Source organism: Collinsella sp. AF28-5AC, from assembly GCF_003457875.1.
In the GTDB taxonomy this organism is placed as follows: Bacteria; Actinomycetota; Coriobacteriia; order Coriobacteriales; family Coriobacteriaceae; genus Collinsella.
Genome location: NZ_QRTA01000004.1, coordinates 21,902 through 39,021, shown reverse-complemented (window position 1 = coordinate 39,021; position 17,120 = coordinate 21,902). Strand labels below are relative to the sequence as shown.

The following is a 17,120-nucleotide window of genomic DNA, read 5'->3' as shown; positions in this document are numbered from 1 at the left end:
GAGTTGGAGAAAGCCGCGGAGGCATACGAAAAAGATAAGTGGCCGAAGGGTCGCACCATCAAGCTGGGAAGACCGCCGATCTCTGATGAGCCAAGCATTGTTTTATCGGCACGTGTGGGTGAGTCGGTTCTTGATGCGTTTGACGCAAAAGCAAAGCGCCATGGGCAGACACGCACAGAGCGACTCAGGGAGCTCATCACGATCGATGCAATGATTGCCTAGTTATCCACCGAGCCCAAAGACGTACGCCAGCATCCAAAGTCGACATTTTTCGACATCTTTGGATGCTGGCGTACGGTATTTTGCAACATAGTCATTCGGGACGTTCTTTTAAATGACTAGTCGTTAAAGTGCGTCCCCAACGACTAACTAGCCGTGGAAGCGTGCTATGGGCGCAAGTGGCTGTTCGCGAAAGACGCGCTCGACGGCGGCGCGGTATTCGTCGACCTTTTTGGTCTTGCGTACGAGCTTGTGAACGGTAGCGGGGTCGGCGAAGGCGCATTTGGCGTAGAACCACCACTCCTTCATGCGAAAGACCGCATTGCCGCCAATCTCTTCTGCATAGGCCGCAAACAGCGTGTCGTGGAAGCGCTGCAGCTCAGCAGCCGTTGCAGCAGGGCCACCCTTGACCATGCGAGCGAGCGCGGGATTCGCAAGCAAGCCACGCCCCAGCATTACATGGCGCGTGCCGGGATAGGCCTCCACCAGCGCGTCCATATCCTCAAGATCGAAAATGTCACCGTTATAGGCCACGGGGAACGGCGCGCGTTCCAGCGTCTCGCCGTAAAACTCCTTGCGCGGCGATCCCGTATAGCGGTCCTTTTGCACGCGCGGGTGCACGATCAGCTCTGCCAACGGCATGCGGCAATACAGATCGAGCACACGCTCGTATTCGTCGTCGCTCTCAAGCCCCAGCCTGGTCTTGACCGATACCGGCAACGGTGACCGCTCGCACACATCGCTCAAGAACACCTCGAGCTCGTCGAGGTTGCGCAGAAAGCCCGATCCTTTACCCTTGGCAACAACCGTACCCGAGGGGCAGCCAAGGTTGAGATTGACCTCGCGGTAGCCCATGTCGGCGAGCACCTGTGCCGCCCATACAAACTCGTCCGCGTTCTTAGACATCAGCTGAGGCACTACGTTGAGCCCCTGGTTATTGGCAGGATCGATCTCCTTAAACGCCTTGCCGCCAAAGCGGTTTCCCACCCGCGGCGGCGGCAAAAACGGCGTATAGTAGCAGTCGAGCGCACCAAAGCACTCCGCATGCACGCGGCGGAACACATGCCCAGTAATCCCCTCCATAGGGGCCAACGATAGAATCATCAACATCTACTCTCAGATCAATGCGGTAAAGGGACTGCCCCCTTGTCACATGCATTATGCCTTGTGCTTCAGATGATTCACAAGGCAGAGGTAGCTACTTGACGATAATCACCCTTCCATCCGTCGCCTCACGCAACGAAGGTGAATGCTTTTCCGCGAAGTGAACGAGTAAAATCGGACCCCCGAAGCATCGACACTTTTGGAAGACCAATTCCTGCGGTTTTATCACTCAAATCCTGCGGTTTTTGCATCCAAAAGTGCGAATGCTTCAGAGGTCCAGAATAGGTCGTTCACTTCTCGGGAAACCATTCACCTTCGATTTGCTGGCGCTCACAAACAGCGAGAGGCTGTCCCGCGACAGCCCCCTTGCGCGTCATTCGCCCCATGACAGCGGCTCCATGCTCCAAAAACGACGTTCATGATCACGACGACCGCCAACAGCACGCTGTTGACCGCTATGTCTGAACAACAGACACCCTCCACTCATCTATACTCAAGAGCATGTGCGCATCGCCCAAAAACGATGAGAGTCGAGGCCCCATGCAGCAGCTCACCGAACAAGAAAAGAAACGCATCCAGCGGTACTGCACATACCCCAAGATCGCAGCGACCGCACTCGTCATGTCGTTCGTGGCATGCCTGTTGATGTTGCCGCTCCAAATGATCAACGATATCGCGTTCCACCAAAAGGAATTCCAACCCGCGGGCATATGTACCGCCATCGCACTCACCGCAATCGAACTCGCCATCTTTTGCTATTGCGCTCTTGCGCCGCGCTTTGGAATGCAGGGCAAACAGTGGAAGGAGCTGCAGAGCAGGCTTGCGGTAGCCCAGACTAACAAGGACCGTTCCGCGGAGGTCGCCGGCGTGCTTTCCGCGCAAGCTGCCGGCCGCATGCTCAAGAACAGCGATAACGATCTCGCGCGCGACCTGGGCGGTGCCGCCGAGGTCGCCGGCGCCGTAGGGGCAGTCGCCACGGCGGCAGACGTGCTAGCCGAAACCTCGAGCAATGCCGAGGCCATGGCAAACGCATACGGCGTGACGATTCCAAGCGTCAAGAAGCAGGTCATAGCTCTCGCAGTGGTGCCCGTCATTGTGCTGCTTGGCGTCTACATCCCGCAGTTTATCCAGGGAAATAACGAGCTTCAGGCAAGAAAGGCTGCAGCCGCCGAGCAGCTCGCCATCGCGCAAGATGCCTTGGAGCCCGTGTGCGAACGCGTCGCAGCAGACGACCCATACGTGTCATATCACGACTACGGCTACCGCATAATCGGCTATCTACGCGATAATGACCTCGGCGCTCAAGCAGCCTATGTCTACCTTTCTTTTGATGCAGACAGCATGCTCACGGACGTCGATTACACCAGTCAGATCGACCCCGAGGAAAGCCTTGCAGACAACCTCGCCCGCGCCGAGCAGGATATCGCGACGCTCTGCACCCCGCTCAACGGGTTGGACATTTCCGTTGCCACACCGGGCCTCCTCACGCCATGCAGCCTGTCGGATGAATTTAAACAGGCATTTTTAGCCGGATCCCTATATGAAGAAATCAGCATCAAGACGGAGGACGAATCTATCAAGTCGTACTACACCTTTGACACCGAGCCCAAGGAAGAGTTCGACGAATACACCCATCCGGAAATTAGACTCATGCTCTCTGCAAAGAAGAACTAAAAGCTTACGCTCTAATTGCCGCTCGCAAACATCATCTATATCTCGAGGTCTAATACTTTTCCGAGAAGTGAACGGCTGTATTTGGACCCCCGAAGCATCGACATTTTTAGACGTCAAAACCGCAGGATTTGACTGGCAAAACCGCAGGAAATTGCATCTCAAAAGTGTCGACGCTTCGGGGGTCCATTTTGACTCGTTCACTTCTCGGAAAAGTATTAGACCCCGATTTACATGCCACTCAATGTGACAAAGTGGCTGCCCCTTTGTCACATTCGATGAAAAAGGGCACCGATGTTAGTCGATGCCCCAAAGCGGCTGTAGGTTAAGCCCTACAGCGTATGTCTAAGACGAATCGAACTATTCGTCCCAGGAGAGGTTCTTACCAGTCTTTTTTGCCAGCAGCAAGAACAGGCCGATAATAACGTTGCATGCGATGCAGAAGATGAAGACGCCCTGGAAGGAGCCGACAAGCTCATAGACCTTCATCATAACGGGCATGCCAAAGGCGCCGACGATATAGCCCACGGAGCAGATCAGCGCGAAGATGCGACCGAAATCGCGGGAGCCAAAGACGTCCATAACCAAAACGGTCAGGGCAGTGCCAGCGATGACGTACATTACGTCGTTCACGCCTGCTGCGAGGATGCTGAGCGTCGAGTTGCCGCTGCTCATCATGAGCATGACAAAGGAGAGGATGGAGACAGCGAGCCAGCCCAGAATAGCCTTCGTGCTGCCAAACTTATCGCAAGTGGTGCCGACGATCGGATTGAGGAACAGATCGAAGAGCGATGCAGCGGATACCATGAAGCCGCCCACCATGGGGCTAAAACCAACCTCGGAAGCATACGTCGGGAAGAGCTGGTTCATGCAGCAAGTGAGCTGAACGAGGCAGAGGAAGCCGATGCAGAAGAAGAAGGCAGGCGACTTAATGGCGCGCGCATAGCTAACGCCACGCGTGCTATCCTCGGTCGTCTCCTCGGTCTCGGCGTCCGGCTCGCCCTCGACGTAGCCATAGGGCAGCATGCCCTTGTCCTGAGGCTTATAGCGGATAATCAGGACGGAAGCGGGGAGAATGAGCACGGCGGAGACGCCAGCGAGCACCAGATAACCAGTCCTCCAGCCAGCGGCCTCGATGACAGAGGTGATGACGGGGCTCATGATGAGCATGTAAATCGAGTTCACTGCCCAGGCGAGACCAATTGCCAGGCCACCAGATTTTTTGAACCACTGGTCAATAACGTCGGACATGGCGACGCCGGTGGTGAAGGCGAAGCAAATGCCAATCAGGGCGCCAGCGGCGATGAACATCCAAACTTCGGTGTAGAAGGCCATGCCTGCGCCGGCGGCGAGCAGAATAAGCTCGACGACGGGGAGCCAAACCTTGCCAACAACCTTGGGGATAAGTTTTCCGACAAACGGAAGCGCCGCCGCAAGACCGATGAGCGTCGCGGTGAAGTAATACGAGAAGATTGAATAGTCAAACCCGAACTCCTCGCACACGGGCGCGACGAAGGAGCCGGCGATTACGCTATAGGATCCGGTCGTACCAGCAGACATGAGGCCAAGCGCGATTACGAGAACCCATGCGTAGACCTTGCTGCTCTTTAACTTTGCATTTTCCATTGATACAGCTCCTAGAGACCCAGAAGGGCACACATAACGGCCTTGATGGTGTGCTGACGGTTCTCTGCCTCACGGAAGATGACCGAAGCGTTGGCCTCAAAGCACTCGTCGGCAATCTCGAAGCCCTCGGTGATGATCTCGCGATGAAGGTCGTTCTTGCACTGGTCGAGGAGCATTTTGCCAACACGGTGATCTGCGTTATGGACAGAGGGAAGCTCATGCATGCAGAAGATGTCGGGATTGTTGGTGCGCTTGCACAGCTCGCTGGTGACGCGATAGGGGTACAAAGACTCGGCATCGCCCAGCCAGGAGTTGTAGTCGTCGGGATCCAGAACCTCTTCGCCGCACTCGGGGTTGATGTAGCGCCACTCCTCGGTAACGATAACGTCAACGCCATCCAGGGCATCGAGGTCAGAGGTGATGGTAAAGGTCCTATTGGGAGCGTACTTGGCGTAGCAGGCCTCCACCTCTTCGATCATTTCCTTGCACATCTGATGACGGAGGTCGTCGGGGCCGATGGCAAGGAAGTCCATGTCGAGCATAGCGCACAGACGGCCATACCACACCGGGGCGCCGGCGCAGTTGCCAACGAAAGCCATCTTCTTGCCGCGGCTCGTACGCAGACCGCCCCATTGCTCTTCCATCGTAAGAGCGTCAGCGAGCATCTGAGTCGGGTGATCGCCGAGAGTAAGGGCATTGATGACCGGGATGTCAACCAGGTCGGCGACGTCATAGAGGAACTGCTCGTCCTTCTGTGCGCGGTAGACGATGAGATCGTACATGCCGTTAAAGACGCGCATGGCATCCTTGACGGTCTCGCAGTCACCCATGTGGGAGTTGGTCAGATAAGTGAAGCCCATGCCCAAATCATTGCAGGAGGTCTCGAATGCGCAACGAGTACGGGTCGAACCCCACTCAAAGTTGGCGAGGACGTTTTTACCGGGGAAGTAGCGCTGGTCGACACCAGACTTCTTCTGAGCCTTAAGGTTCCAGGCAAGATCAATGAGATAGCGGAAATCCTCGGAGGAGAGATCATGGATGTTGATGTAGTCGCGACCGCGGAGGCTGTTGTTCATGCCTATTTCCTTTCCATTTAGTAATAGATGAATGTCGAATGTGTCCCCGAGGGAAACACGGATATCCCTCGGGGAGCAGTAAGTGTGGCGCCTAAATCAGACAGTGCAGGCTCAAAGGCTCGCTAGCAGCTGGCTGCCACGTCCTTGGTCCAGCAGTGCACGCCGCCGCCGGACAGGTTAAGCGCGAGAGAGTCAATCATGATGACTTTGCGATCGGGGAAGCAGCTCTCAAGAACGGCTTTGGCCTGCTCGTCCTTCTCCTTCACGACTTCGTTCATGCCCTCGTGGTAATAACGCTGACCAAGAACGACGCCATTGCAGATGAGGAAGTTGCAGTAGCTCGCTGCTGCGTAGAAGTGAACGGGACCCTCGGGCCAGGGAGTGCCATCCATAAACTTGCCGCCCATTTCGTCGATGAAGCCCTTATAGAGCTCGTAATCCTCATCGCCAGGGGCGATAACGACTTCAATCGGCTCGGCGGTGGGCATACGAACGATCTCGAAGGGCTTGCCCTCCCAGTCCGTTTCGTTGCTCAGGATCTCGTAGGCCGCCTCAATGCGGCGACGAGACTCTGCGCCAGCCTTGCTCGAAGCTGCCTCTTCATCGGACACCTCGGCAAGAAGAATCTTGTTCGGAGTGATAAAGCGACACATCTCATCAATGTGAGCCGCAAAGCTCATGCCAAAGACGGGAGTTCCGTCTTCCTTCTCGTCGAGGATGCCCAGTCGATAGTCGTCGTCCTCGAGCATAGGCTGCGGAAGCCAGATAACCTTGTTGAGGTTGTAGATGCGCTTATACTCGGCCTCAACTTCCTCTTTCGTGAACTCGGGGTTACGCTTGCGGCATTCCGTGTCCTCGATGGCGATCAGAGTGCCGTGACCGTCAAACTCGCGGTCGCCGCCCTCCGAAACCATTTCGGAATTGACGATATCGAAGCAACCGAGCGCAACCGCCATGTGAACGGCTGCCTTACGTGCGGACTGGCACTCCGGGGAGTTCTTGTCCCACACGCCGTAATAAGTCCAAGCAGGGTTGACCATATAAGAATGGCCCTTGTCGTCGACCATGATGCTGGGACCGTTGTCGCGGACATAGAAGTTGGAGTCTTCGAACTGCGTGATCTCGATGCGATCGAGATCAACCCCCTCCTCCTTCAGGCGCGAGCAAGCCTCCTCATAGGAGCCGGGGGTGCCGCAATTGAGGTTGACCGTAACGTCGCCATACTCGAGCAGAGCCTTGATCACGTCAACGCAGGGCTGGCGGTTATCGTAACCCTCTGCACGGATGTAATCGGGAAGCCATGTCACATAGACGTTGGAGCGCTTCTCGAACTCGCCCGGCATACGATAGTTCTCGTACATGGTTGGTCCTTCCGTCGGGTTTCCCGCGATGCTGTCCGGCCGCGACAATAGCGGGGTTTCACCTGCTATAGTACTACTATACCTACCGTTCGGTAGATAGTTTTGAATAATTTCCGCTCGCCTACTGATACATACCGTTCACCGTATATAGTGGTCATGTTTGGACACGAATTGATGTTCCGTTGCCATCCTTAATAATGTTGGTAGTGCGGAAATGATTTGCAATGGAGAAATGCAGCGTGAGCACAAGAAAAAAAATATTGGACGCAATGTACGATCTTGTGGCAGAAGTCGGTTATGACAAAGCGTCTATCGGAAAGATTTGCGACTTTGTCGGTATATCCAAGCCGTCGGTGTACTACTACTTTCCCTCTAAAGAGGAGATTTTCACTACGCTCTTGGACAGCATGTTTCCGACCATCGACTATCAGCGCGACTACTCGCTAATAGTCGATAGGGACGGGTTCAAGGCCGCGCTTATCGAGCTCGGCAATTCAGTTATAGGTGGTTATCGAAGCGATGAAAAGCGCCGGCGCGTGCTGGCCGAGGTTAGCGTTCAAGCAAATCGAATTCCTGCAGTTCAGGAACGTCAAGCGACGGCGACCAAACGAACCATGGATGCGCTTAAAGACATCCTTCTTCATGGTGCAGAGATTGGCGCGTTTTCCGATAGTGCCGACGTGATGCTCTACGTACAAATTCTTTATACCGTTCTGGAGGGAGCGAGCAATACGGTCGCTCAAGGTGAGGATATTGATGAAAAAGCGGTTTGGGCGGGAATAGTCGAGCTTATGTTCAAATAGGCCAGCCAAGCTGAAGCGCATGTTGGCACCCATGGTGCCTGCGGGCAACCTTTAAAACGAAAACAGGGGTTGACTCCAGTCTGGCTTGGAGTCGACCCCTGTTGCATGGCAATCTATGCCGATGCAATCGGCGCTTATTACTTTTCAGCAGCCTTACTGAGAAAGCCGGAAACGATAGCAAACGCAGCAATCATAAGGTTGCAGGCAATGCAGAAGATAAATACTCCCTGGAATGACCCTGCCATGCCGTAAACCTTCATCATGACCGGCATTCCAAAAGCACCGACGACATAGCCCGCTGAGCAAACGATTGAATAGATCCTTCCAAAATCGCGTGATCCAAAGAGCGAGAGGAGAAGCATCGGCATTGCGGTTCCAACAATGGCGAACATGACATCGTTTACGCCAGCTGCAATGATGGAAACGGTCTCATTGCTTCCGCCAATGATGAGAAGTAGGAATGAAAAAATGCTGACACCTGTCCACGCGACCGTTGCTTTAATAGCGCCGAGTTTGTCACATGTTTTGCCTACGAAGGGATTTAGGAAGATGTCGGAGAACGAAGCTGCCGAGACCATTAAGCTTCCTACGATGGGATTGAAACCGACCTCGCTTGCATAGGTTGGAAACAACTGGTTCATGCAGCAGGTGAGCTGCGCCACGCAAAGCAGGAGGACACAGAGAATAAAAGACGGCGTTTTCGTGGCATCACGGAGTGCCATGCCCGAGAGGGTATCTTCCCGCTCATCGACGCTGTGGCTCTCATGGGTTTCAGAGGTGGTCTCTCCGTACGGAAGCATGTTGCGATCAGAGGGTTTAAGGCGAATGATAAATGCACTCGCAGGTAAAATCATAGCTGCAGAAACGGCCGCAAGTACGATGTATCCCGTACGCCAGCCTTGTTGCTCGATGACCAGCGTAATGACAGGGCTCAACAACAGCGTACAGAGAGAATTAACGCCCCAAGCAAGGCCGATGGCAAGACCGGACGATTTACTGAACCATTGGTCAATAACATCGGACATGCAGACGCCCGTTGTGAACGAAAAGCAGATGCCGATCACCGCAGCGGAGACGATGAACATCCAGACTTCGGTGTAGAACGCCATTGCGGCGCCGGCGGCAATAAGGACAAGTTCAACGCAAATATGCCACGGTTTGCCTATTACTTTTGGAATGAAACGACTCAAAAGTGGAAGTCCAAGTGCAAGGCCAAGAAGAATCGCAGTGAAATAGAAAGAGAAAGAGGTGTACTCAAAGCCCAGGTCTTCACATACTGGAGCAACGAATGAGCCGGCAATAATGCTATATGTGCCAGTCGTTCCGGCGGACATTAAGCCGAGCGCAATAACGACAATCCAAGCAAATACGCTGCTCTCGCGAGGACGGTCTTTTTCGGCTGGTGCGGTGAGAGCCATGGTCACTCCATTTCTATCGGCATTACATCCTATATGCCTACCGATAGGTATATAAACCAGGGGACTCTCCGTCAAGCATTAAGCGGGGAAAGGGAGTTCTTAACGTGCCGAACGGTAATTGGGCCCTTGCAAAATCGAGGTCTAATACTTTTCCAAGAAGTGAACGACCGTTTTTGGACCCCCGAACCATCGACATTTTTAGACGACAAACCCGCAGGATTTGGCTGGCAAAACCGCAAGAAATTGCATCTCGAAAGTGCCGATACTTCGGGGGTCCGTTTTCACTCGTTCACTTCTCGGGAAAAGTATTAGACCTCGATTTACAAGCCACTCAATGTGACAAAGGGGCTGTCCCTTTGTCACATTATTCGGAACGTAGGGCCTCCACGGGGTCTTTCTTGGATGCGCTGCGGGCCGGCAGCAGGCCAGCGACAACCGTCAGCAGCACCGAAATCGCGATGAGCACCAACGCATCCTGCACGGGCAGGCTCATCAGATTGGGCACTTGTTTGGCAGCAAGCGCCCAGGCATTAACCGGAAAGCTCACGGCCACCACGACGACAATGGCAAAGACGCCAGCGATGAGGCCCTCGATAAAGGTCTCGGCATTGAATACGTTGGCCACGTTGCGCTTCGACGCGCCGATCGCACGCAGGATGCCAATCTCCTTTTTGCGCTCCAGCACGCTGATGTAGGTGATGATGCCGATCATGATGGAGCTCACCACCAGGCTGATACTCACGAATGCGATGAGCACCAAGCTGATGGTGTTCACGATGTCGGTCACCGAACCCATGATGATGCCCATGTAGTCGGTGTACGAAATTGCACGATCATCATGGCCAGCGGCTTTGACCTGCTTGTTGTACGCATCGATGTGATCGAGTACGCGCTCCTTGGCCTCAAAGTCGCGCGGGAAAATCTTAACCGAGATGGGGTCCGCCTCATCCGCATAGCCCAACGTGGTCAGATTGTTGTCGTAGGTGAGCTTCGACGCCTTGGCATAGCTCATCATGAGCGAACTCAGGTCCTCGGCGTCCATGTTGAAGTTAATGGCATTGGCAAAGGCGCTCGCATCCACACGCATAGCGCTCGCCAGGTTGGCAAAACTCGAAGACATCTGCGTCGCCATCTGGTCCATGAGCCCTGCCGCGCCCGCCTTGAGCTGGGACGATACCGTCGACGCTATCTGCTCGCTGATTGTCTTCATCACCTGGTCCATAGCCTGCTGCAGATACGGGGCCAGCTGCTTTTGCACATAGTCGGTCATCGCCTGCTGGAGACGCTCTGCCAGGGAATCGCCGCCGAGGGCCTTGAGCTGAGCCAGGCATTGTTGGGCTGCGGCATCATTCTCAAGATATGTCGAGAATGCGGCAGCGAGCTTTGACGCGTCTTTAAGATCTTCGGGTGACAGCGCCCTAAACTGATCAGACCGCAAAAAGCCCTCAAAAAGTTGGTTGGCAAGCGTTCCCACCTGCTGCATTTGCTCGGGCGTGAGTTCCAGACCGTCAAAGATACCCGAGAAATCTGGGGCCGGTGCTTTTGCCATGATGTCACTGAAGTCGATATCCTTGCCAACGTCCGAAAGGTCAATGTCCAGCCCGGACAAGTCAAGACCCGACAGGTCCATACCGCCGGCCGCACCCGAGAGTGCAGACGCATCAAACGAGAACGCGCTCTTGAGCGCCGCCTCGTCCACACTGAACATGCTGCCCAGATCCACGCCCTGTTTGGCTTCACTTTGCAGCTCGTCGAAGGTCTTGCCGGTAAACACGTCTGTCTCGGGGTGGGCAAGCTGCTCTTGGACAATCTGCGAATTGGCGGCGCGCTCCATAAGCTGGCGGGTCAGCGCATGCGTATAGGCAATGCCCGGAGACAACGCACTCGCATTGGCTGTCTCGTTAGGTCGCACCACGCCCACAATGTGCACGTCAATACCGTCGGCAACCTTGGCGGCCATAAAGTCGGCGTCGCCAGACATATCGGTCCACATGCCGGTCTCTTCGTTTTTGCGATAGGCATCGGCCGGCGACAGCACCTTAAACGTCGTGGACAGCGCATCGTCGTAGGTAAAGTCGGTACCGGTCTCGGGCGCTTCGACCCCACCGTCAGCCGTCATAGCGCTGTTAACCAGATTGTTAAGCTCATTGATATCCAGCGCACCGATGCTGTAGAGCGTGTAGTCGCCCACCGTACCGCGGCTCGAAAGCACCATCACGGCCTCGTTGGCAGACGTGGGCCAATGACCGGCGACGACATCGTACTGGCTGTCGAGCAGGCTCTGGTCGTCAATCATCTCGTTAAAGACCGAGGTTCCCATGGATTCCATGCTCACCGTTGCCGCCGAACTCGCACCTCCGCTCATGGCCTCGGTCATGGCGTTGGGCACCAGCCGGACAGGCTTCTCATCGCCCTTGCCGGCACGATAGACAACCGGCGATACACCGTAGCCGTACTGGATGGCGTTGACTTCTTTATCGATGCCGTCGCCACCGGCATCGAGCCATGCCTTAAAGCTCGTCATGTCATTGGACTTAACGCTCGCAAACATATCCTTTACGGCCGTGACCACGGGAATCTTATCGGTTCCCTGAGCTTTGCCGCCGGCGCTGTCGTCGGACGAATCCACGTTTTCAGGCGAGCCATCATCCGCAGCCCCCTGCCCGCCCATCATGGACGACAGGTCGTAGTCCTGCTTGGAGATGGTAAGCGGGTAACTCGAGAGCGTATCCTCCTCGACCTTTTTGATGTAGCCGTTTACGCCGTTGGACAGCGCCAGAATCGCCGCGATACCGATAATGCCAATCGAACCTGCAAAGGCAGTCATGGCCGTGCGACCCTTTTTGGTCATGAGATTTCGGGCAGAAAGCCCCAGCGCCGTCACAAAGCTCATCGAGGTTTTGCGCGTAGGCTTGGCCTCGCGGCGCGTGGCCTTGGCAACATCGAAGGGGTCGGAATCGTCGGTGATCTTGCCGTCCGCCAGGTTGACGATGCGCGTGGCGTACTGGTACGCCAGCTCGGGATTGTGCGTGACCATGATGACCAGGCGGTCGCGCGCCACGTCCTTGAGCAGGTCCATGACCTGTACGGATGTCGTTGAATCCAAAGCGCCGGTCGGCTCGTCTGCCAGCACGATCTCGGGATCGTTGATCAGGGCGCGGGCGATGGCCACGCGCTGCATCTGTCCGCCCGATAGCTGGCTCGGGCGCTTGTTAACATGCTCGCCCAGGCCAACTTTCTCCAACGCCTCGCGCGCACGCTGGCGGCGCTCGGCATGTCCCACGCCCGTAAGCGTGAGCGCCAGCTCCACGTTTTCCAAAATGGTCTGATGCGGAATGAGGTTATAGCTCTGGAACACAAAGCCGATGCGGTTGTTGCGATAGGCATCCCAATCGCGATCGTGAAAGTCCTTGGTCGAAATACCGTCGATCAGCAGGTCGCCGGAATCGAAATGATCGAGCCCACCGATAACGTTGAGCATCGTAGTTTTGCCCGAGCCCGAGGGACCCAGAATGGCCACGAACTCGTTATCGCGAAAAGACAGGCTTACGCTATCGAGCGCCACCTGCGTAAACGACTGCGTAACGTACCTTTTGCAAATACTCTTGAGCTCCAACATGGACGGCAACCTCTCCCACGCAGGCGCACTTGCCCGCTCTCCCCCGCCGTTCGTATTCGACGCGTTTGTCCTACTCTATCCCCATTTTTTGCCGGCGCCAGTGAGGAATGTAACGAAGCACGCCAAAAAACGAACGGGACGGCGCCTAAAAGAAGAGGCCCCGAGCGGGACCTCTATATGGTGGAGATTATCTTGAAAGGCAGCGGACTACTCCGCGCAGCGGCGCACGATCCTCGCCATGCTTTACGCGTTTTTTACTGCTCGCTATTCGCAATCGCCTGGTCGATAAGCTTGTCGAGTGCTGCGCGCTGCTCGGCGGAGCTGATGGCTCCCACGATGGGCTCCCCTACGATGTTGCCATTCTGATCGATGACATACGTTGTCGGGAACGAGAACAAATTTGACGTAAACTTACCGGCCTCGCTATCCGACTTGAACCAGATGTTCTTATACGTCACGCCCTTCTTGCTCAGCACGTCCTTGGCATCTGCAATCTCGCCCTTGTTGCCATCGAGCGTAAAGGAATTGACGCCCACGACCTGACCGCCCTTCTTGGCAAGCTCCTGATTCAGCTTCTCAAGATCGCCCAGCTCGCCCACGCACGGCTTGCAAGTGGTGAACCAGAAGTTCATGACGGTGACCTTGTTCTTAGAGAACAGCTCGTCGCTACTCACGTCGTTGCCATCCAGGTCCTTGCCCATAAAGCTGGGGAACTTCGTCGCCTCGCTCGAAGCATTGGCACCAGCCGTCATGCCAGCGGCCGAAGCGTCGACGCTCTCGCCTTCGCTCGGCGTGCTTCCACAGCCGGGGAACTCCTTCTCCAAGCTCTCGAGCTTGTCCTCGATCTCCTTGATCTGCTGTGCACCGGCCTTGAGCGTCTTGAGCTCATCCGCCGTGAACTCATCCTTGGCACCGTCGATGGTCTTGAGCAGGAAATCGCCGTAATTGCTACCGTCCTCAATCATTGCCGATTCTTTATTTGCCGCATTGAATACCTTTTCCCACAGCGCGTTATCACTCGAAAGGATATCGTTCTCCTTTTTCATGAGCTTCGCATACAGCTCATCGGCCTCGTCGGCATTGGTCGGCTTCTGCGCAGTGAGTTCTGCGATCTTAGGATCGGAGCTCGCAGATTCGCTCACATTGCCACCGGGCGCCGAACATGCCACAAGACACAAGGCCAATACCGGCACCATAAACAGGGCCGCAATCTTAGAAAGCTTCATAGTCATTCCTCCGTTTTGTCGAAGCTTGTTTACTTTTTATCGGCGGTCAAGGGAAGCTTTTCCGCCGACACATCCAGGCCATAGCGATAGCTGATGGCATCGACAGGACAGGCCCCGATGCACTTTCCGCACCGGATACATTCGGCATGATTGGGCGCGCGGACCACATCAACGTCCATCTGACAAACCCTTGAACACTTGCCGCACGAGACGCATTTGCATGCATCGACCCGAATCCCTAGCAGGGATACCTTATTCATGAGCGCATAGAATGCGCCGAGCGGGCAAATCCATTTGCAGAAGGGGCGGTAGAACAAAACGCTCAGCACTACCACGGCAATGAGAACGGCAAGTTTCCAAGTAAAGAGATGTCCCAACGCAGATCGAATGCCGGTATTGGCAATGGCCAGCGGAATGGCGCCCTCGAGCACGCCCTGCGGACAGATGTATTTGCAAAAGAACGGATCTCCCATCCCCAGGTCGTTGACCACCAGCACAGGCAGCAATACCACAGCAAACAGCAGCACGAAGTATTTGATATACGTAAGCGCCTTGAGCTTTTTTGTCGAAAGCTTTTTGCCGGGAATCTTATGAAGCAGCTCCTGCAGCCAGCCAAACGGGCACAGAAAGCCGCATACAAAGCGTCCCAGCAGCACGCCGAGCAAAATGAGCGTACCGGTAACGTAGTAGGAGAAGTTAAACTTAGATGAACCTACCACCGACTGGAACGACCCGATGGGGCACGCACCCGATGCCGCGGGGCACGAATAGCAGTTAAGCCCGGGTACGCAGACTGTTTTTCCCGCGCCCTGATAGATGCTTCCTTTGGCAAAGTTTGGCAGGTGAATGTTGGTGATGAGCGTTGCCGCCGCCTGAATGAATCCGCGAAATCTGGCCAAAACATGCGAAACGGTGTTTTTTCTTTTATCCAATTCCGATACACTCCAAGCACAGCCTAATCGCTTTGGCCAGCACGGCATCCGCCTCGCCACGCATAACGCCAAAGCACACCATGGCAATTCCGACGATCAACAAAGCGACCTGTACCACGGGTTTTACCGCTTTAAACAACCCAACCACTCCTTTCGTTACGCGACCATTGGACCATATCGACTATAAAATCCGTGTTAAGCGCGATTTGGAATGTGCAAGGAGACTGTTATGCGTATTTTGATCGTCGAAGACGAGCGAGCACTGTGCGATGCAATCGCGCGCAGCTTGCGAAACTTGGCGTACAGCGTCGACTGCTGCCACGACGGACAGAAGGCGCTCGACCTGCTGGGCGTCGAAGTCTTTGACCTCGTGGTACTCGACCTCAACCTTCCCCGTATCGATGGCATGACCGTGCTCAGGGAACTTAGGAAAACCGACTGCGAGACCAAGGTGCTGATTCTGTCCGCGCGTGGCGAAGTATCCGATAAAGTCGCCGGACTCGATGCCGGCGCCAACGATTACCTTACCAAGCCGTTTCATCTGGACGAACTTGCGGCAAGGATTCGCAGCCTTACCCTAAGACGCTTTACACAAAGCGACATAGTTTTAACCTGCGGAAAGCTCAGCTTTGACACCAAGGCGCGCATCGCTTCTGTGGACAGCGAGGCTTTATCTCTTACGCGCAAGGAAACGGGAATCTTGGAATACCTGATGCTTAATCAGGGGCGACCGGTAAGCCAAGAGGAGCTTATCGAGCACGTTTGGGATTGCAGCGTGAACAGCTTTAGCAACGCAACCCGCGTTCATATCTCGTCGCTCCGAAAAAAGTTGCGCAGCGCTTTGGGATACGACCCGATTCGCAATCGGATTGGAGAGGGCTACGTTATGGAGGATAGCGAATGAAAAGACTTTCGCTGCAATGGCGCATAACGATTATGACGGCGCTGCTCACGTGCACAGCGTGCGTGCTGACGAACTGCCTGGTCGGTTATACGGGCATGCGCTACATGGATGCCATCGGCAGTAACATCTCGGCCTTTAACGCAACCGGCGAAGATTCGCCCCAGGTGTTTGACCCAACAAAAGCAGCCCTCGATGACGAGGTCACGATCGTCGTAAACGATGCACAGGAATCTTTTGGCACGACAGCCTGGTGCATCACGGCTGGAGTCACACTCCTTGGCGGCGCGCTGGCATACTTTGCGAGCGGGCGTGCACTCAAACCGCTACGGGATTTTACCGCCCAGGTAGAGCGCGTGCAGCCTGACAACCTAAGCGAAATCAGACTCAGTGAAGATGCGCCCACCGAGCTACAACGATGCAGTGCCTCTTTCAACGACATGATCGCCCGTCTTGGCGAAGGGTTCTCTGCACAGCGTCAGTTTACCGGCAACGCCGCACACGAGCTGCGCACCCCGCTCGCCCTTATGCAAGCACAGATTGAGCTATTCATCTCCGAGCGCTCCGATTTGCAACCCGAAACAGCCGAGCTGCTCGGCCTGCTACAAGAACAAACCGAGCGCATGTCTCGAATGGCCAAGGTATTGCTCGAGATGAGTGAGCTCCGCAGCGTTCCTTGCGAGGACGATGTTGAACTTGGCCCCTTGTCCGAAGAGGTCCTCACCGACCTTGCGCCACTTGCCGAAAATAAGGGCATAGCCCTCAATTGTGCTGGAGACGCTTTAGTAATCGGGAGCGACACGCTCCTCTATCGGCTGGTGTTTAACCTGGTCGAAAACGCCATCCGTTACAGCCGCCCCGACTCGACTGTCAACGTCTCCATCTGCGACAACGACAGCCACGTGTTCCTGCGAGTCGAGGACCAGGGCCCGGGAATACCCAGGCAGTACCGAGAGAGCATCTTCCAGCCGTTCTTTCGTCTAGACACATCCCGCAGCAGGGCATACGGCGGCGCAGGACTCGGACTAGCGCTCGTTTGGGAGATTGCAGCGCTTCACGGTGGCACGGTAGAGGTCGAAACAAGTTCCGAGAACGGGACCGTGATGCTCGTGACCCTCTCAAAGGGGGCCACCACGTGATCCGACTGTCCAGGAATCCCACTCG

General features: G+C 55.3%; 14 protein-coding genes. 5 read left to right on the top strand and 9 right to left on the bottom strand.

What is annotated here, in order from left to right; genetic code table 11:
• The first annotated feature begins 114 nt into the window (after window positions 1–114).
• On the top strand, window positions 115–222 hold the full coding sequence (locus tag DWZ01_RS11055; protein WP_369831642.1) for a hypothetical protein: 108 nt from the start codon (window positions 115–117) through the stop codon (window positions 220–222).
• 147 nt (window positions 223–369) lie between these two features.
• Here the strand turns inward: DWZ01_RS11055 and DWZ01_RS04275 are convergent, their stop codons facing one another.
• Window positions 370–1,323, bottom strand: coding sequence for a tRNA-dihydrouridine synthase (locus tag DWZ01_RS04275; RefSeq protein WP_117770483.1), 954 nt, complete (start codon window positions 1,321–1,323; stop codon window positions 370–372).
• A 540-nt stretch (window positions 1,324–1,863) separates the two neighbouring features.
• On the opposite strand from DWZ01_RS04275, the gene DWZ01_RS04270 reads away from it, so the two are divergent.
• Window positions 1,864–2,997, top strand: a complete 1,134-nt coding sequence (locus tag DWZ01_RS04270; protein ID WP_117848198.1) for a hypothetical protein — start codon at window positions 1,864–1,866, stop codon at window positions 2,995–2,997.
• Between the two features lie 357 nt (window positions 2,998–3,354).
• On the opposite strand, the gene DWZ01_RS04265 is transcribed toward DWZ01_RS04270, so the two are convergent.
• The 3 genes from DWZ01_RS04265 to DWZ01_RS04255 all read right to left on the bottom strand — a co-directional run bounded on the left by DWZ01_RS04265 (window position 3,355) and on the right by DWZ01_RS04255 (window position 7,057).
• Entirely contained in the window at window positions 3,355–4,620 is a 1,266-nt protein-coding gene (locus DWZ01_RS04265) for an MFS transporter (protein WP_117770478.1), read from the bottom strand.
• Window positions 4,621–4,631: 11 nt separating this feature from the next.
• On the bottom strand, window positions 4,632–5,696 hold the full coding sequence (locus DWZ01_RS04260; RefSeq protein WP_006234575.1) for an ornithine carbamoyltransferase: 1,065 nt from the start codon (window positions 5,694–5,696) through the stop codon (window positions 4,632–4,634).
• 122 nt (window positions 5,697–5,818) lie between these two features.
• A complete protein-coding gene (locus tag DWZ01_RS04255; RefSeq protein WP_117770477.1) occupies window positions 5,819–7,057 on the bottom strand; it encodes an agmatine/peptidylarginine deiminase in 1,239 nt (412 codons plus the stop codon).
• Between the two features lie 224 nt (window positions 7,058–7,281).
• On the opposite strand from DWZ01_RS04255, the gene DWZ01_RS04250 reads away from it, so the two are divergent.
• Window positions 7,282–7,860 (top strand): TetR/AcrR family transcriptional regulator, encoded by a 579-nt coding sequence (locus DWZ01_RS04250; protein ID WP_117770476.1) that lies wholly within the window; start codon window positions 7,282–7,284, stop codon window positions 7,858–7,860.
• Between the two features lie 137 nt (window positions 7,861–7,997).
• Here the strand turns inward: DWZ01_RS04250 and DWZ01_RS04245 are convergent, their stop codons facing one another.
• From DWZ01_RS04245 to DWZ01_RS11050, 5 genes are all read right to left on the bottom strand, one after another.
• Window positions 7,998–9,278: an MFS transporter gene (locus DWZ01_RS04245; protein ID WP_117770475.1), complete on the bottom strand. Its 1,281-nt coding sequence runs from the start codon at window positions 9,276–9,278 to the stop codon at window positions 7,998–8,000.
• A gap of 364 nt (window positions 9,279–9,642) precedes the next feature.
• Window positions 9,643–12,897, bottom strand: coding sequence for an ABC transporter ATP-binding protein/permease (locus tag DWZ01_RS04240; RefSeq protein ID WP_117848196.1), 3,255 nt, complete (start codon window positions 12,895–12,897; stop codon window positions 9,643–9,645).
• Window positions 12,898–13,151: 254 nt separating this feature from the next.
• On the bottom strand, window positions 13,152–14,123 hold the full coding sequence (locus DWZ01_RS04235) for a TlpA disulfide reductase family protein (protein ID WP_117848194.1): 972 nt from the start codon (window positions 14,121–14,123) through the stop codon (window positions 13,152–13,154).
• A gap of 29 nt (window positions 14,124–14,152) precedes the next feature.
• Window positions 14,153–15,055, bottom strand: coding sequence for a 4Fe-4S binding protein (locus DWZ01_RS04230; RefSeq protein WP_117848193.1), 903 nt, complete (start codon window positions 15,053–15,055; stop codon window positions 14,153–14,155).
• Complete coding sequence (locus DWZ01_RS11050) at window positions 15,048–15,194, bottom strand: CD1871A family CXXC motif-containing protein (RefSeq protein WP_040219972.1); 147 nt, start codon at window positions 15,192–15,194, stop codon at window positions 15,048–15,050. Before DWZ01_RS11050 ends, DWZ01_RS04230 begins: the two co-directional genes overlap by 8 nt.
• Before the next feature lie 90 nt (window positions 15,195–15,284).
• Between DWZ01_RS11050 and DWZ01_RS04220 the strand changes: the two genes are divergently transcribed.
• Both DWZ01_RS04220 and DWZ01_RS04215 read left to right on the top strand, forming a co-directional pair.
• Window positions 15,285–15,959 carry a response regulator transcription factor gene (locus tag DWZ01_RS04220; protein ID WP_304485482.1) on the top strand — a complete coding sequence of 225 codons (675 nt, stop codon included), beginning with the start codon at window positions 15,285–15,287 and terminating at the stop codon, window positions 15,957–15,959.
• Window positions 15,956–17,095 carry an ATP-binding protein gene (locus DWZ01_RS04215; RefSeq protein ID WP_117848189.1) on the top strand — a complete coding sequence of 380 codons (1,140 nt, stop codon included), beginning with the start codon at window positions 15,956–15,958 and terminating at the stop codon, window positions 17,093–17,095. The genes DWZ01_RS04220 and DWZ01_RS04215 overlap by 4 nt, the downstream gene beginning before the upstream one ends.
• Window positions 17,096–17,120 lie beyond the last annotated feature (25 nt).

Bases quoted from the DNA above. Each gene is read 5' to 3' on its own strand.
- DWZ01_RS04275 (WP_117770483.1), bottom strand. From the start codon at position 1,323: ATGATTCTATCGTTGGCCCCTATGGAGGGGATTACTGGGCATGTGTTC.
- DWZ01_RS04270 (WP_117848198.1), top strand. From the start codon at position 1,864: ATGCAGCAGCTCACCGAACAAGAAAAGAAACGCATCCAGCGGTACTGC.
- DWZ01_RS04265 (WP_117770478.1), bottom strand. From the start codon at position 4,620: ATGGAAAATGCAAAGTTAAAGAGCAGCAAGGTCTACGCATGGGTTCTC.
- DWZ01_RS04260 (WP_006234575.1), bottom strand. From the start codon at position 5,696: ATGAACAACAGCCTCCGCGGTCGCGACTACATCAACATCCATGATCTC.
- DWZ01_RS04255 (WP_117770477.1), bottom strand. From the start codon at position 7,057: ATGTACGAGAACTATCGTATGCCGGGCGAGTTCGAGAAGCGCTCCAAC.
- DWZ01_RS04250 (WP_117770476.1), top strand. From the start codon at position 7,282: ATGGAGAAATGCAGCGTGAGCACAAGAAAAAAAATATTGGACGCAATG.
- DWZ01_RS04245 (WP_117770475.1), bottom strand. From the start codon at position 9,278: ATGGCTCTCACCGCACCAGCCGAAAAAGACCGTCCTCGCGAGAGCAGC.
- DWZ01_RS04240 (WP_117848196.1), bottom strand. From the start codon at position 12,897: ATGTTGGAGCTCAAGAGTATTTGCAAAAGGTACGTTACGCAGTCGTTT.
- DWZ01_RS04235 (WP_117848194.1), bottom strand. From the start codon at position 14,123: ATGAAGCTTTCTAAGATTGCGGCCCTGTTTATGGTGCCGGTATTGGCC.
- DWZ01_RS04220 (WP_304485482.1), top strand. From the start codon at position 15,285: ATGCGTATTTTGATCGTCGAAGACGAGCGAGCACTGTGCGATGCAATC.
- DWZ01_RS04215 (WP_117848189.1), top strand. From the start codon at position 15,956: ATGAAAAGACTTTCGCTGCAATGGCGCATAACGATTATGACGGCGCTG.